This window comes from Sphingopyxis solisilvae (assembly GCF_015475875.1).
In the GTDB taxonomy this organism is placed as follows: domain Bacteria; phylum Pseudomonadota; class Alphaproteobacteria; order Sphingomonadales; family Sphingomonadaceae; genus Sphingopyxis; species Sphingopyxis solisilvae.
The window spans coordinates 17,310-32,120 of sequence record NZ_JADKYM010000016.1 but is presented as its reverse complement, the minus strand read 5'-3'; the positions used below and the strand labels follow the sequence as shown (position 1 = coordinate 32,120).

Annotated in this window: 11 protein-coding genes; 10 read left to right on the top strand and 1 reads right to left on the bottom strand. The window is 66.5% G+C overall.

The window, feature by feature from the left end; genetic code table 11:
- Nucleotides 1-24 precede the first annotated feature (24 nt).
- From IR187_RS11895 to IR187_RS11870, 6 genes are all read left to right on the top strand, one after another.
- Nucleotides 25-324 carry a hypothetical protein gene (locus IR187_RS11895; protein ID WP_194954834.1) on the top strand — a complete coding sequence of 100 codons (300 nt, stop codon included), beginning with the start codon at nucleotides 25-27 and terminating at the stop codon, nucleotides 322-324.
- Between the two features lie 142 nt (nucleotides 325-466).
- On the top strand, nucleotides 467-799 hold the full coding sequence (locus IR187_RS11890) for a phosphoribosyl-ATP diphosphatase (protein WP_194954833.1): 333 nt from the start codon (nucleotides 467-469) through the stop codon (nucleotides 797-799).
- A gap of 9 nt (nucleotides 800-808) precedes the next feature.
- A complete protein-coding gene (locus tag IR187_RS11885; RefSeq protein WP_194954832.1) occupies nucleotides 809-1,186 on the top strand; it encodes a histidine triad nucleotide-binding protein in 378 nt (125 codons plus the stop codon).
- Nucleotides 1,187-1,323: 137 nt separating this feature from the next.
- Complete coding sequence (locus IR187_RS11880; RefSeq protein WP_194954831.1) at nucleotides 1,324-7,167, top strand: alpha-2-macroglobulin family protein; 5,844 nt, start codon at nucleotides 1,324-1,326, stop codon at nucleotides 7,165-7,167.
- A 167-nt stretch (nucleotides 7,168-7,334) separates the two neighbouring features.
- The gene (pbpC, locus tag IR187_RS11875) at nucleotides 7,335-9,479 is read left to right on the top strand and encodes a penicillin-binding protein 1C (RefSeq protein ID WP_194954830.1); all 2,145 of its coding nucleotides are present in this window, start codon (nucleotides 7,335-7,337) and stop codon (nucleotides 9,477-9,479) included.
- A 104-nt stretch (nucleotides 9,480-9,583) separates the two neighbouring features.
- Nucleotides 9,584-11,143: an amino acid permease gene (locus IR187_RS11870; RefSeq protein ID WP_194954829.1), complete on the top strand. Its 1,560-nt coding sequence runs from the start codon at nucleotides 9,584-9,586 to the stop codon at nucleotides 11,141-11,143.
- Between the two features lie 97 nt (nucleotides 11,144-11,240).
- Here the strand turns inward: IR187_RS11870 and IR187_RS11865 are convergent, their stop codons facing one another.
- Nucleotides 11,241-12,485 carry a multidrug effflux MFS transporter gene (locus IR187_RS11865; RefSeq protein ID WP_194954828.1) on the bottom strand — a complete coding sequence of 415 codons (1,245 nt, stop codon included), beginning with the start codon at nucleotides 12,483-12,485 and terminating at the stop codon, nucleotides 11,241-11,243.
- 141 nt (nucleotides 12,486-12,626) lie between these two features.
- On the opposite strand from IR187_RS11865, the gene ung reads away from it, so the two are divergent.
- From ung to IR187_RS11850, 4 genes are all read left to right on the top strand, one after another.
- The gene (gene ung / locus IR187_RS11860; protein ID WP_194954827.1) at nucleotides 12,627-13,340 is read left to right on the top strand and encodes a uracil-DNA glycosylase; all 714 of its coding nucleotides are present in this window, start codon (nucleotides 12,627-12,629) and stop codon (nucleotides 13,338-13,340) included.
- Nucleotides 13,337-14,095, top strand: coding sequence for a sulfite exporter TauE/SafE family protein (locus IR187_RS11855; RefSeq protein ID WP_194954826.1), 759 nt, complete (start codon nucleotides 13,337-13,339; stop codon nucleotides 14,093-14,095). The genes ung and IR187_RS11855 overlap by 4 nt, the downstream gene beginning before the upstream one ends.
- 78 nt (nucleotides 14,096-14,173) lie before the next feature.
- Entirely contained in the window at nucleotides 14,174-14,305 is a 132-nt protein-coding gene (locus IR187_RS17015) for a hypothetical protein (protein ID WP_267463781.1), read from the top strand.
- A 13-nt stretch (nucleotides 14,306-14,318) separates the two neighbouring features.
- The gene (locus IR187_RS11850; protein WP_194954825.1) at nucleotides 14,319-14,774 is read left to right on the top strand and encodes a YaiI/YqxD family protein; all 456 of its coding nucleotides are present in this window, start codon (nucleotides 14,319-14,321) and stop codon (nucleotides 14,772-14,774) included.
- Nucleotides 14,775-14,811 lie beyond the last annotated feature (37 nt).

Here is a 14,811-nt window from a genome sequence, read left to right as displayed (position 1 = left end):
TTGATTTCAGTAAGGAGAGCTTCGATGTCCGTAGATGGCAGCTATGATTGCGTAACAAAATCGCCGATGGGCGACCAGAAGTCGGTGTTCACGGTCAACAGCGACGGCGACAGCTTCACCGGATCGAACGCCGGGGCGATGGGGGCGCTCGACGTCGAAAACGGCAAGGTTGACGGAAACAAGCTGACCTGGACCATGAATATGAAGGTGCCGATGCCGATGACGCTGGAATGCGAGGCGACGATCGACGGCGACACGCTGACCGGCACGATCAAGGCGGGCGCTTTCGGATCGATGGCGATGACGGGAACCCGTCAGGCCTGATTTTCGGTCCCACCGGAAATGAAAGGGTCGTTCCTCCGGGAACGGCCCTTTTTTTTGTCCGTGCAGCGCGGACCGCCTCTGCTCGGCGGCGCTTGTCGGCACGCGCCCGGGTCGCTAGTCACGCTCGCAAAGGAGCGCGCGGATGAGCAAGGCAATGGGCGAGGCGCTGGGGCGATTGGAGGCGGTGATTCATGACCGGATCGCCGCGGGCGAAGCCGAGGCCTCCTATGTCGCCGGTCTCGTCGCCAAAGGCCGCGGCAAGATCGCGCAGAAACTGGGCGAGGAAGCCGTCGAAGCCGTCATCGCTGCGGTCAGCGAGGATGACCCGGCGCTGATCGGCGAAGCCAGCGACCTTGTCTTCCACCTCTCGATCCTGCTCGCCGAACGCGGACTGACGTGGGACGCGATCGCCGCCGAACTCACCCGCCGCCACGGCACCTCGGGCCACGCCGAAAAAGCCAGCCGACAGCCCTAAGGAGCCACCATGCCGATCGACGCCACCCAGCCCTATGACAACAACAATATCTTTGCCCGCATCCTGCGCGGCGAGCTGCCGTCGAAGACCGTCTATGACGATGAATTCGCCCTCGCGTTCCACGACATCAACCCGCAGGCGCCGCTCCACCTGCTCGTGATTCCCAAGGGTGCCTATGTCAGCTGGGACGATTTTTCGGCGCGCGCCAGCGACGCCGAAATCGCCGGTTTTGTCCGCGCCGTCGGCCAGGTCGCGCGCGATGCGGGGCTGGTCGAGCCGGGGTATCGTCTGCTCGCCAACACCGGGCTCGACAGCCACCAGGAAGTCCCGCACCTCCACGTCCATATCTTTGCCGGCCGGAAGCTCGGCCCGATGCTCGCGCGCTGATATTCCGCCGCTGTCTATGACCGCGGTCACAGCCTTTTCCTGAACCGCGGCTAAGCGTTCCCGGTACGCGGCAACGGGTGGACTCGGCCCCCTGTTTCCAGCAGGATAGACATTGGGACCAAAGCGGGGAGTCGGGGATGGGCAAGGGTTGGCGCGCGCTGGCGGCGGGACTCGCAGGCAAGGCAAAGCTGGCGCTCATTGTCCCGCTCGGTCTTGCGATGGCGGCGACCGCGACCGCCGACACCGTGCCGCAAGTGACCCTTGCCACCCCCGGCAGCTCGGGCACCGGCGACGGCACGATCACCCGTTTCACCTTGCGTTTTTCCGAGGATATGGTGCCGCTCGGCGATCCGCGCGCCGCCGCGCCCGCGACCAACGACTGCAAACTCCCCGCGACCGGTCGTTGGGTCGACACCCGCACCTGGGTGCTCGAATTCGACAAACCGCTGCCCGGCGGCCTGCGCTGTCATGTCGAGCTCCGCAATGGGCTCAAAACGGCGCGCGGCATCACCGTCGCGGGGAACGACCGTTTCGCGCTCGACACCGGCGGCCCCTCGGCGCGTGCCGTGCTCGCGGGTGGCTCGGGCGACGGCATCGAAGAGGACCAGATATTCCTCGTCGCCACCAACGTCGCCGCCGACCGCGCCTCGGTCGGCCGTTTCGGCTATTGCGCGGTCGACGGCATCGGCGAGAAAATCCCGCTCGATGTCCTGCCGCGCGAGATCGCGACCGAGATATTGACCGGGCTCGGCGACAACAGCTGGTCGCGGCAGTCCTTCGCCTATGACGCCGGACTGCCGCTGCGCCTGCCCGCCGCGGGCGCCGACCGCGACGCGTTGCTCGACCGCGTTGTCCCGGTCAAATGTCGCCGCCCCTTGCCCCCCGGGCGCGAGATGGCGCTCGTCTGGGACGCGCGGATCCAGCAGGCCGGGGTTCCCGCGCGCACCGCCGGGCGCGACCAGCGTTTCGACCACGATGTCCGCGCCGCCTTTACCGCGCGCATGGCATGCAGCCGCGTCAATCCGCAGGCGGGATGCAACCCGGTCAAGGATGTGACATTGGTCTTTGCCGCCCCGGTCGCGCGCGACACCGCGCTCGCCGCGACGCTGACGACCGCCGACGGCAAGCGCCTGACCCCCAAAGTCGCCGACAACGACAAGAATGACGCGTATCTCACCAGCGTCCGCTTTGCTGGCCCGCTGCCGCAAAATGTCGACGCGACGCTCGTCCTCCCCGCCGATGTCACCGACCAGAGCGGCCGCAAGTTGCAGAACCAGTCGAACTTCCCGCTGAAATTCCACATCGACCGCGCCCCGCCTTTGGTCAAATTCGCCGCCGAATTCGGTATCCTCGAAGCGGGCGAGGGCGGCGTCCTGCCCGTCACCGTGCGCGCGGTCGAAAGCAGTCTGGTCCAGTCGAACCTCAAAATGCCCGCCGCGACCCTGCGCGTCGGCAATGACGATGCCGCGGTCGCGCGCTGGCTGAAACGCGTCGCCGACGCCGACAACACCGATTATCGCGAGGAAAAGGACCGCACCGGCAAGGACGTCACGGTCAACCACACCGGCAGCCAATCGGTGTTTGCGGGCGCCCCCGCGGGCGGCGAGCGCCGCGACCTGCAACTGACCCCGCCCGCCGGCGGCAAGGAGTTCGAGGTCGTCGGCATCCCGCTCGGCGAAAAGGGATTTCACGTCGTCGAAATCGCCAGCCCCGAACTCGGCGCCGCGCTGCTCGGGCGCCGGGCGACGCGCTACGTCGCGACCGCCGCGCTCGTCACCAACATGGCGGTGCATTTCAAATGGGGCCGCGAAGCCTCGCTCGCCTGGGTGACGTCGCTCGACACCGGCCTGCCCGTCGCGGGCGCCGACATCCGCGTCACCGACAGCTGCACCGGCCGCCTGCTCGCGCGCGGCACCGCTGACAAGGCGGGGCGCCTCGCCTTCCCCGCCGGGCTACCACAGCCCGAAACCTGGTCGAGCTGCGAAGAAAATCCCGACACGGCCAACAGCGACGGCCACGCCTTGATAGTCAGCGCGCGGTCGGGCGACGATTTCAGCTTTACGCTGACCGACTGGGGCAATGGCCTCCGCCCCTATGATTTCGATCTTCCTTACGGCTGGTCGGATCGCGAGGACATCCTCCACACCGTTTTCGACCGCGCACTCGTGAAAGCGGGCGAGACGGTCCACATGAAACATATCCTGCGCCGCCCCGTCGGCCTCGGCTTCCGCACCCCCGAACCACTCGCGGGCAAGCTGCGCCTCGTCCACCGCGGCTCCGACACCGAATTCGAAATGCCCTTCGCGATCAGCACCGGCGGCAGCGGTGACAGCGTGTGGAACGTCCCCGCCTCCGCACCGATGGGCGATTACGAACTGGTCTTTGTGACCAAGGACAAAAAGGGCGAGGACAAGTCGATCTGGTCGGGCCAGTCGGTCAAGGTCGACGAATATCGCCTGCCGACGATGAAGGCGACGATCACCGGCCCCAAAACCGCGCTGGTCCGTCCCGCGACGGTGCCGCTGAGCCTGTTTGTCGGCTATCTGTCGGGCGGCCCGGCGCCCAACATCCCGGTCGAACTGCGCACCAATTTCCGCGCCAGCTGGTCGCCTCCGCAAGATTATCGCGACTGGGATTTCGACGGCCAGCCAGTCAAGGAAGGCGTCATCCAGCTCGACGACAGCGGCGACGAACCCGCCGCCGAACTGCCGCTGGCGCGCTCGGTGCCGCTCAAACTCGATGCCAACGGTGCCGCGACCGCAAGCGTGACGGTCGACCAGCCGATCACCGAACCGACGGTGATGGCCGCCGAAATGGATTATGAGGATGCCAATGGCGAAACCCTGACCTCCAGCCGCCGCATCACGCTTTACCCGTCCGCCGTTCGCCTCGGGCTCAAGACCGACGGCTGGCTGATGCGCGACAATGATCTCAAGCTGAATTTCATCGCGCTCGACCTCGACGGCAAGCCGATTGCGGGCCAGCGCGTGTCGGTCGCGCTCTACAGCCGCGAGACCATCACCGCGCGGCGCCGCCTGATCGGCGGCTTCTACGCCTATGACAACCAGATGCGGACGACAAAGCTCCCCGCCAGTTGCACCGCAACCACCGACCGGCTCGGCCGCGCACGGTGCGCGATGGCGCCGGGGATCTCGGGCGAAGTCACCGTCGTCGCGACCACAACCGACGCTGACGGCAACGAAGCGCGCGCCGTCCGCTCGGTCTGGCTCGCGGGCGACGATGATTGGTGGTTCGGCGGCGACAATGGCGACCGCATGGACGTGATCGCCGAAAAACCGCGCTACGCCGCGGGCGACACCGCCAGCTTCCAGGTGCGCATGCCGTTCCGCGAAGCGACCGCGCTTGTTACCGTCGAACGCGAAGGCGTGCTCTCCAGCTTTGTCGTGCCGCTCAAGGGCACCAATCCGGTGGTCAAGGTCAAGCTGCCCGCGACTTATGCGCCCGACGTCTATGTCTCGGTGATGGCGGTGCGCGGCCGCGTCACCGGCGGCGAAAGCTGGTTCCGCAAGATGAAGCGCGCGGTCGGTTTTCAGGTCGAAAACAGCGAAGGCGCCCCGCCGACCGCGCTGGTCGATCTCGCCAAGCCCAGTTACCGTATGGGCATCGCGCGGATCAAGGTCGGCTGGGAAGGCCATCAGCTCGGCGTCAAGGTCAAGGCCGACAAGGCAACCTACGCCGTGCGTGACACCGCCAAGGCCAGCATCGAGGTCAAGACCCCCGATGGCAAGGCGCCCCGAAACGCCGACGTCGCCTTTGCCGCGGTCGACGAAGCCTTGCTCCAGCTCGCCCCCAACGAAAGCTGGAAATTGATCGAGGCGATGATGGGCGAACGCACCCTCGACGTGCTGACCTCGACCGCACAGATGCAGGTCGTGGGCAAGCGCCATTATGGCCGCAAGGCGCTCGAACCCGGCGGCGGTGGCGGCGGCGACCTGTCGGGGCTGACGCGCGAGGACTTCCGCCCCGTGCTGCTCTGGAGGGGCAATGTCCCGCTTGACGCGAAGGGCCGTGCGACGGTCGACGTCCCGCTCAGCGACAATCTGTCGGGCTTCCGCCTCGTCGCGATCGCTACCGATGGGGCACAGTTTTTTGGCACCGGTGAAACGACCGTCCGCACCGTGCAGGATCTGGGCATCTTTGCAGGGATGCCCGAACTGGTGCGCACCGGCGACAGTTACGATGCGCGCTTCACGCTGCGCAACGGTACCGACCGGGCGATGGAGGTTACTGCAACCGCTACGCTGTCGCCCGCGGTCGCGACCGCGCCCCCACTCATCGTCACCATCCCGGCGGGCGGCGCGGTACCGATCAGCTGGGCGATGACCGCCCCGGAAACCACCGGTCCGATCGAATGGACGGTCGATGCGGTGGCGAAGGGCGGCAAGCAGCGCGACCGGCTGGTCTTTGCGCAGCAGGTGGAACCCGCCGTCCCGGTCGAAACCTGGGCTGCCAGCCTGTTCCGCGTCGGCCCCGCCACCACGCTGCCGATCGCCATCCCCGCGGGCGCCTTGCCCGGCGGCTATGTCGATGTCGCGCTCGCCGGGACGCTCGCGCCGCCCTTGTCGGGGGTGCGCGACTATATGGCTGCCTATCCCTACACCTGCTTCGAACAGTCAACCTCGCGCGCCATCGCGCTCGGCGATATCGGTCGCTGGCAGGCGCTCGCCGAAGCAATGCCGACCTATCTCGATGGTGACGGCTTACTGCGTTACTGGCCGAACGAGCGGATGGAGGGCTCCATCGAACTCACCGCCTATGTGCTCAGCATCACCGCGGCCAACGGCTATGCGATCCCCGAAGCGTCGAAGGCCAAGATGGTGGGGGCGTTGCAGGCTGTGGTCGAAGGGCGTATGACCCGCAAGGGCTACGGTCCCTGGGACATCCGCCCCGTCCGCATCGCGGCCTTGGCGGCGCTCGCCCGCAACAATGCTGCGGGCCCGCAACTGGTCGCCGCGATCGACGTCGCGCCGGTCGACATGGCGACCGGTACGCTCGCCGACTGGCTGGTGGCGATCGAAAAGACGCCGGGGGTGCGGAACGCCCCCGCGCTACGCACCGCCGCCGAAGCCGAGCTGCGCAAGCGCCTCGTCTACGAAGGCACCCGCCTCGATCTCGTTGACGACGCCCGCGCGCCCTGGTGGATGATGACCAGCGGTGACGAAATGGCGATCAAGGCCTTGGAAGCTGTCCTCGGACGCCAGGGCTGGGAGGATGACGCGGGCAAGCTGATGGTCGGCGTCGCCCAGCGCCAGCGCAAGGGCCATTGGGACACCACCCCCGCCAACGCGTGGGGCGCGGTCACCGTCCGCCGCTTCGCCGAACTCTATCCGGCAAATGCGATCACCGGCGTCACCAACGTCAGTCTCGCGGGCGCCAGCGCCTCGCAAAGCTGGCCGCTGCCGGCCGAAACGCCGTTACCGCTGCGCGTTGCGCTCAATGCCGCGACGATGAGCCTCAACCACCAAGGTAGCGGGGCGCCTTGGGCCACGGTCAGCGTCAAGGCGGCAGTGCCGCTCAAGGAACCGCTCAACGCGGGCTACCGGATCAAGCGCTCGGTGAGCATCGTCAAGGCGGCGAACAAGGACCGCCTGACGCGCGGCGACGTGATCAAGATCCGGATCGAGGTCGTCGCGGCCGCGGGCCGGACGTGGGTCGTGATCAACGATCCGGTCGCCCCCGGCGCCACGATCGTCGGCAACCTCGGCGGCCAGTCCGAAATGCTGGGCAGCCAAGCGGGCGGATCGGGCGCGCAGCCAAGCTATGTCGAGCGCGGCCGCGACAGCTGGCGCGGCTATTTCGGCTGGATGCCCGCGGGCACCCATGCGGTCGAATATGTCGTGCGCCTGAACGGCTCGGGCCGCTTCTCGTTGCCGCCGACGCGGGTCGAGGCGATGTATTCACCCGCGATCCGCGGCCAGTGGCCAAATGCGCCGCTGACGGTGGCGAATGTGGGGTCGTGACGATCGGCGACGGAAAGCCCTCCCTGTCGCGCAGCGATGGGGAGGTGGCAGCGCGAAGCGCTGACGGAGGGGCGTTGGCACTACCGCTGCTGCCCCTCCACCGTCCTGCGGATGGTCCCTCTCCCCATGGCTTCGCCACAGGGAGGATCATTTAGATTTCGCTCCCCATGCACGCCCGATACCGCATCCGCGACGCCCTCGCATGGCTCGCTCTCGCCGCGCTCATTCTCGCCACCATCGCCCACCTCGCCACCAAACCACCCCCCATGCCAACCTACGCCGCCGTCCGCGCCGACTGGCAGCCGAGCGAGGCGTGGCTCTACGACCGCGACGACCAGCTGCTCGACAGCGAACGCGTCAATTTCGAACGCCGCCGCCTCGCGTGGGTGCCGCTGAAGGACATCAGCCCCGCGGTCCGCACCGCGGTGGTGCAAAACGAGGACCGGCGCTTCTGGTCGCACGGCGGCGTCGACTGGCTCGCGGTCGCCAGCGCGATCCGCGCGCGCCTGACAATGTTGGGGGGAGGCGGCGACCGCTCGCGCGGCGCCTCGACGCTGCCGATGCAGCTCGCCGCCTTCCTCGATCCCAGCCTCGCCCAGCCGGGGAAGCGCGACTGGCGTACCAAGCTGCGCCAGATGCGCGCCGGACAAGCGCTTGCGGCGGGCTGGTCGCACGAGCAAATGCTCGAAGCCTATTTCAACCTCGTCCCACTGCGCGGCGAAGCCCAAGGCATCGGTGCGGGCGCGCAAAGCCTGTTCGGCAAAAAACCCGCCGACATGACGCGCACCGACGCCGCGCTGTTCGCGGGCCTGCTCCCCAACCCCGCCGCTGGCGCCGAAGCGCTTGGCCGCCGCGCGTGCCGTGTTGCCCGAACCCGCGATTGCACCGCGATCCGCGCCGCCGCCGCAACCCTCGTTTCGGGCGAGCACGCCGCGCGTTTCGACCCCGCGCTCGCCCCGCACCTCGCCGTCCGCCTGCTCGACCAGCCCGGCAAGCGCGTCACCACCACGATCGACCGTCGCATCCAGACCGCCGCCATCGTCGCGCTGCGCCGCCAGCTGTCGGGACTGGGATCGGATCGCGTCCGCGACGGCGCGGTCGTCGTGCTCGACAACGCCACCGGCGAAGTCCTCGCCTATGTCGGCGGCGTCGGTCTCAAGTCCACCGCCGCGTCGGTCGATGGTGCCAACGCGCGGCGGCAGGCGGGATCAACCTTGAAACCGCATCTCTACGCGCAGGTGATCGAGCATGGCTGGCTCACCGCCGCGTCGATCCTCGACGACAGCCCGGTCCAGCTCGACACCGCCTCGGGCCTCTATGTCCCCAAAAACTACGACCGCAGCTTCAAGGGGCCGGTCAGCGTGCGCCACGCGCTCGCCGCCTCGCTCAACGTCCCCGCCGTCCGCGCGCTCGTCATCGACGACGTCCAGCAATTCCGCGACCGCCTCTGGGCGCTCGGCTATCACGGCCTGGTCGAAGACGGCGAATATTATGGTTTCAGCTTAGCGCTCGGATCAGCCGAAGTTTCCCTCGTCGAACAAGCTAACGCATTTAGAACATTAGCAAATATGGGAAATTGGTCACCCGTTGCCTTCAGCACCGAGCAACAACTTCGTAAACTTCCGCCGCGCCAGATCGTCAGCCCCGCCGCCGCCTTCATCGTCGGCGACATCCTCGCCGACGCCGCCGCCCGCACCGACGCCTTCGGCGCCGACAGCGCCCTCCGCCTCCCCTTCTGGGCGGCGGCGAAGACGGGCACGTCCAAGGGAATGCGCGACAATTGGTGCATCGGCTGGTCCGACCGCTTCACCGTGGCGGTGTGGGTCGGCAATCTCGAGGGCGATGCGATGCGCGCGGTGTCGGGCACGTCGGGCGCCGCGCCCGTCTGGCGCGACGTGATGCTCGCGCTCCACGCGGGAAATCCGGGCAAGGCGCCGACGATGCCCGACGGCGTCGAGGCGCGCCAGATCGCGCTGCCCGGAACCCGCGAACCGCCGCGCCGCGAATATTTCATGGCCGGCACCGCGCAGGCCGAAATGGCCGCCGCGCCGCAGGCCGCGCGCCGGCCGCGCATCACCAGCCCGGTCAGCGGCAGCGTCTACGCGCTCGACCCCGATATCCCGATCGATCGCCAGCGGCTCGCGATCACGGTCCGCGGTGCAGTCGCCGGTCATCGCCTGATCCTCGACAAGCGGACGCTCGGCGATGCCGACGGCGGCCAGCAGATCCTGCCGCGTCCGGGCGTACACATTCTTGCGCTCGTCGATCCTGGCGGACGGACGATCGACCGGGTGCGCTTTACGGTGCGATAAAGTGCGTGTCACAGGCCTGAAATTAAGTTGCGCTGCCGCGCGAAGCGGCTAGTCTGTCCGCTAGGAGAATGGCGGCAAAGCCGCCGACAAGGGGATCAACATTCATGATATTTGGCCGCGTTAAATCGCTCGACGCCATCTTGGCGACCGCCGAGAAGAAATCGCTTCACCGCACCTTGGGCGCCTTTCAATTGATGCTGTTCGGCATTGGCTGCGTCATCGGCACCGGAATTTTTGTGCTGACCGCCGCCGGCGCACAAAAGGCCGGGCCGGGCCTGATGCTCGCCTTCGCCATTGCCGGGCTGATCTGCATCGTCGCTGCGTTGTGCTACGCCGAAATCGCTGCGATGATTCCTGTCGCCGGCTCCGCCTACACCTATACATATGCGACGATGGGCGAAGTACTCGCTTGGACGGTCGGATGGGCGCTCGTTCTCGAATATGCGGTCGCCGCATCCGCCGTGTCGGTCGGGTGGTCAGGCTATCTCAACGGCCTGTTGATGGAGTTCTTCGGCTTTCAGTTCCCTGCTGCGCTCGCGGGCGCGCCATTGGCACTGGGCGGCATCGAGGGTGGTATTATTAACCTGCCTGCGGTGTTCATCGCATTGCTCATAACCTGGCTGCTGATGATCGGCACCACCGAAAGCGCGCGCGTCAATGCCGTGCTGGTCGCGATCAAGGTCACTGCGCTGACCGCATTCATTGCCCTGACGCTGCCGAGCGAGGCTTTCTCGACCGACAAGTTCAACCCCTTCCTGCCCGCTGGCGTCTTCGGCGGCTTTGGTTCGGGCATCGGCGCGGTGGGCGCTGCGGCGACAATCTTCTTCGCCTATGTCGGTTTCGACGCGGTTTCGACCGCGGCTGAAGAAACCAAGAACCCGCAGCGCAACGTGCCGATCGGCCTGATCGGTTCGCTGCTTTTCTGTACCGTTTTCTACATTCTCGTTGCTGCGGGCGCGGTTGGCACCGTCGGCGGTCAGCCGATCATGGGGCCGAACGGCGTGCCCTTTCCGGCCGGGTCGGAAGAACTGGCGCGGCAGTGCGCGACCTTCGCCGCAAACGAACTGCCGCTCGTCTGCTCGAACGAGGCGCTGGCGCATGTCCTGCGCCAGATCGGCTGGTCGGGGGTTGGCAACATGCTCGGCATCGCGGCATTCATTGCGTTGCCGTCGGTCATCCTGATCCTGCTGTTTGGCCAGACCCGCGTGGCGTTCGTGATGAGCCGCGACGGCTTGCTGCCCGAATCGTGGAGCAAGGTGCATCCGAAGTGGAAAACCCCGCATGTGATCACCGCGATCACCGGTGTGGCCGTTGCCTTTGCGGCGGCGTTCCTGCCGGTAGGCAAGCTGGCCGACATCGCGAATGCGGGGACACTTTATGCGTTCATGATGGTCGCGGTTTCAGTGATGATCCTGCGCAAAACGGCGCCCAATACGCCGCGTGCTTTCAAGACGCCGGCCTTGTGGTTGATCGGTCCGCTGACGATCGCGGGCACCGTGTTCCTGTTCCTCAACCTTCCGTTCGACGCGATGATCGTGCTCCCCGTCTGGGCCGTGATCGGGCTGATCTTCTACTTCCTCTATAGTCGCAGCCGAAGCCATCTTGGCCGCGGGATTGTCGAAGTGCATGAGGACGATCTGGAACCGCATAGCCCGATCAACTGATCGGCTGCACCGACCAAAGAAGGGCTGCCTCGGCATCTGCCGCGGCGGCCCTTTTCTACTTTCGAATTGACCCCCGCGAGTAGTAGCGGGGCATCAGTCAGTACGGCGTTTTGGGCGCCGTTCCCGGCCGGGTGAACAGCTTGCCGCGCTCGGCCCACAGCACGAGCGCCAGTCCGACCACGGCGCAGATCAGAAAGGCATAGGCCAGCGGCAGCGTCGATCCGTCATATTGCTGCCCGATCACCGCGCCGACGACCGCGGCCAGCAGCGTCTTGGCGAAACTTTGATAGGAGGAAGCGATGCCCGCCATATGACCGAAATCCTCCATCGCGATCGACCCGAAATTGCTGCCGATAAAGCCGATCAACCCGATGTTGACCATCATCAACAGGGTGAACATCGCCAGCGTTTCCGCCCCGCTTAAGGCGGCAACAATCTGGGCGATCGACGTCGCCACATAAACAAAAACCGCTGTCTGCGACACGCGCCGAGCCCCGAAGCGCTCGACGATCGCGGCGTTCGACAGATTGGCGATCGCAATGCCCAGCGCAACGCAGGCGAAGATCAGCGGGAACAGCGAACGCGCGTTGAACACCTCGGCAATAATCTGTTCGCTGCTGTTGAGATAGCCGTAGAGCGCGCCCTGCATCATGCCCGACGCAATCATATAGCCCGCGGCGCGGCGATGCCGCGTGACCGTCGCCCACCCGCTGACCATCGTCCGCCAGTCGAGCGGACGGACGTCGGCGGGATTGAGCGTTTCAGGCAGGCGGCGCAACCACGCCAGCATGACCAGTCCCATCACCGCCAGCACGATGAAGATCGCGCGCCAGCCCGCGACCGCCTCGACGACGGCACCGATCGTCGGGGCGATGATCGGGACGATCATGAACACCAGAAAGATCAGCGACAATCGCTTGGCCATTGCGTCGCCCGCGAACAGGTCGCGAATGACTGCGACCACGATCACGCCGAGCGCTGCGCTGACCAGCCCGTGGCCGAATCGCAAGGCAAGCAGCATCGGAAAGCTGGTTGCAAGGCCGCAGCCGATCGCAAAGGCGATATAGGCGAGCAGCGCCGGCACCAGCACACCCTTGCGCCCGAACCGGTCGGCAAGCGGGCCATAGATCAGCGATCCGAATCCGATGCCGAGCAGATAGACGGAGATGACATACTGGCGATCATTGGCGACCGCGACGTCCAGGCCGCGGGCAATAGCGGGCAGGGCTGGCAGCATTGCGTCGATGGCCAGCGCATTGAGCGCCATGACCATCGCCATCATGACGACCATCTCGCGCTCGCCCGGCAGAGTCCGTTGGGAGAGAGGGGCCGGGCTGTGCATGGCGGCAGCCTATGCGCCCATGGCGATCCTTTGGATAGTCCCCAACCGACGAAAAGCTATGCAAGCCCCTTGGAGCCAAGGCCCATTAATTGCGCGCCACGGGGCTGGACAATGGCAAGCGGCTCTGGTGAAGCACCCGCCATGGCGGAGGTCAAACTGCATCCCGACTGGCTCGCTCGCGTCGGCGGCGAGTTTGCGCAGCCCTATATGGCGGCGCTCAAAGCGTTTCTTGCGGACCAGCGGGCGAAGGGCAAGACCATTTATCCGCGTCCGCGCGACTGGTTCGCCGCGCTCGATGCGACGCCGCCGCAGGATGTGCGCGTCGTCATATTGGGGCAGGATCCATACCATGGCCCGGGGCAGGCGCATGGGCTGTGCTTTTCGGTCCAGCCGGGGGTGCGGGTGCCGCCGAGCCTGGTCAATATCTACAAGGAATTGGAGAGCGACTTGGGCGTTGCTCGCGCTTCGCACGGATATTTGAAGCATTGGGCCGGGCAGGGTGTGCTCCTGCTCAACAATTGCCTGACGGTCGAAGCGGGGCAGGCGGCGTCGCATCAGGGCAAGGGGTGGGAGCGGTTCACCGACGCAGTCGTCGCTGCGGTCGCCTCCGATCCGGCGCCGAAGGTGTTCATCCTTTGGGGCAGCCATGCGCAGAAGAAGGCGGCGAATGTGCCGGGTCTCGGCGCGGATAGCCCGCATCTGGTGTTGCGCGCGCCGCATCCGTCGCCGCTGTCGGCGCACAACGGCTTTTTCGGATCACGGCCGTTCAGCCAGACCAACGCGTTTCTGGCGGCGCAGGGACGCGGAACGATCGACTGGGCGCTGCCTGAACATCCGGACGGTGCCAGCGCATGAGTTTGCTGAGCGACCCGCAGACGCTGACCGTGCTGGCGCTCGCGGTGATCCTGCTCGGGCTGGCCAAGGGCGGATTGTCGGGGGTTGGCGCGCTCGCGACGCCGCTGGCGGCGCTCGTGCTGCCGCCGATGATCGCGGCGGCGCTGTTGTTGCCGATCCTGCTCGTACAGGATGTCATCAGCGTCTGGTCGTTTCGCAAGACATGGGATGGCTGGATCATCGGCTGGATGCTGCCCGGCGCCGCGGTCGGCATCGCCGCAGGTTATTTTTTCGCCGAGCAGGTCGACGAGGCGAAGCTGATGGCGGCGCTCGGCGCGATCACGCTGGCGTTCGGGGTGTACCGCCTGTGGGTCGAGCGCGGCGGGCGGGTGGTCGCGGCGTCGACGTCGCCGGGCTGGGTCGGCAGCCTGTTCGGGGTCGCCACCGGCTTCACCAGCCAGATCGCGCATGCCGGCGGGCCGCCGTTCCAGATGTGGGTGACGCCGCGGCGCCTGCAGCACCTCGTCTTTGTCGGGACAAGCTCGGTGCTGTTCGCCGCGATCAACTGGATCAAGGTCCCCGCTTACATCGCGCTCGGCGCCTTTCCGCACGAGGTGCTGTTCGCGGCGGCGCTGCTGATGCCGCTCGCGATCGTTTCGACCTTGCTCACCGTTCGCTGGCTGAAACGGATCGACGGCGCGCGCTTCTATGTCATCATCTATCTGCTGATGGTGCTGCTCGGCGCAAAGCTGATGTGGGACGGGCTGGCGGGATAAGGGGCGACTTGCGGCGCCAAACGGCGTAGGCTGCACCGCGGCGGGCACAGGCGTCCGCCGCTTTCCAAGGTATTGATCATGGCCAAAGGCCAGAAAAAGACGAACCGCGAAGCCCGCAAGCCCAAGGCCGAAAAGCCCAAAAAACCGAACGCCAGCAATCCGTCGACCAAGGTCGGGGTGGTCGCGGGCCTTGACAATATGAAGAAGTAGCTGCGCCGCCGCTATGCCGACCCCGACGATATTGGTCGATGCCGACGCCTGTCCGGTGAAGGACGAGATTTACCGCGTCGCGTGGCGGCACGAGGTGGCGGTGAAGGTGGTGAGCAACAGCCGGCTCCGCGTTCCCGACCATCCGCTGATCGAGCGGATCGTGGTGTCCGACGGCTTTGACGCCGCCGACGACTGGATCGCCGAAGCGGCGGACGCGGCGAGTGTGGTGATCACCGCCGACATCTTGCTCGCCGACCGGGCGCTCAAGGCTGGGGCGATCGTCCTTGGTCCCAATGGCAAGCCCTTCACGATGGCGTCGATCGGCCCGGCGATCGCGACACGCGCGATCATGGCCGACCTGCGCGCGGGCGGCGACCAGATTGGTGGTCCGCCGCCGTTCACTAAGGCTGATCGCTCGCAATTCTTGCAGGCGCTCGACAGCGCGCTGGTGCGGTTGGAGCGGGGATAGCCGCTTTTACGGAGGTTGACCGCGCCCGTCCGTCGCA

Coding starts and splice junctions, on each gene's coding strand:
- IR187_RS11850 (WP_194954825.1), top strand. CDS start 14,319: ATGCCGACCCCGACGATATTGGTCGATGCCGACGCCTGTCCGGTGAAG.
- IR187_RS11855 (WP_194954826.1), top strand. CDS start 13,337: ATGAGTTTGCTGAGCGACCCGCAGACGCTGACCGTGCTGGCGCTCGCG.
- IR187_RS11865 (WP_194954828.1), bottom strand. CDS start 12,485: ATGCACAGCCCGGCCCCTCTCTCCCAACGGACTCTGCCGGGCGAGCGC.
- IR187_RS11895 (WP_194954834.1), top strand. CDS start 25: ATGTCCGTAGATGGCAGCTATGATTGCGTAACAAAATCGCCGATGGGC.
- IR187_RS11880 (WP_194954831.1), top strand. CDS start 1,324: ATGGGCAAGGGTTGGCGCGCGCTGGCGGCGGGACTCGCAGGCAAGGCA.
- pbpC (WP_194954830.1), top strand. CDS start 7,335: ATGCACGCCCGATACCGCATCCGCGACGCCCTCGCATGGCTCGCTCTC.
- IR187_RS11890 (WP_194954833.1), top strand. CDS start 467: ATGAGCAAGGCAATGGGCGAGGCGCTGGGGCGATTGGAGGCGGTGATT.
- IR187_RS17015 (WP_267463781.1), top strand. CDS start 14,174: ATGGCCAAAGGCCAGAAAAAGACGAACCGCGAAGCCCGCAAGCCCAAG.
- ung (WP_194954827.1), top strand. CDS start 12,627: ATGGCGGAGGTCAAACTGCATCCCGACTGGCTCGCTCGCGTCGGCGGC.
- IR187_RS11885 (WP_194954832.1), top strand. CDS start 809: ATGCCGATCGACGCCACCCAGCCCTATGACAACAACAATATCTTTGCC.
- IR187_RS11870 (WP_194954829.1), top strand. CDS start 9,584: ATGATATTTGGCCGCGTTAAATCGCTCGACGCCATCTTGGCGACCGCC.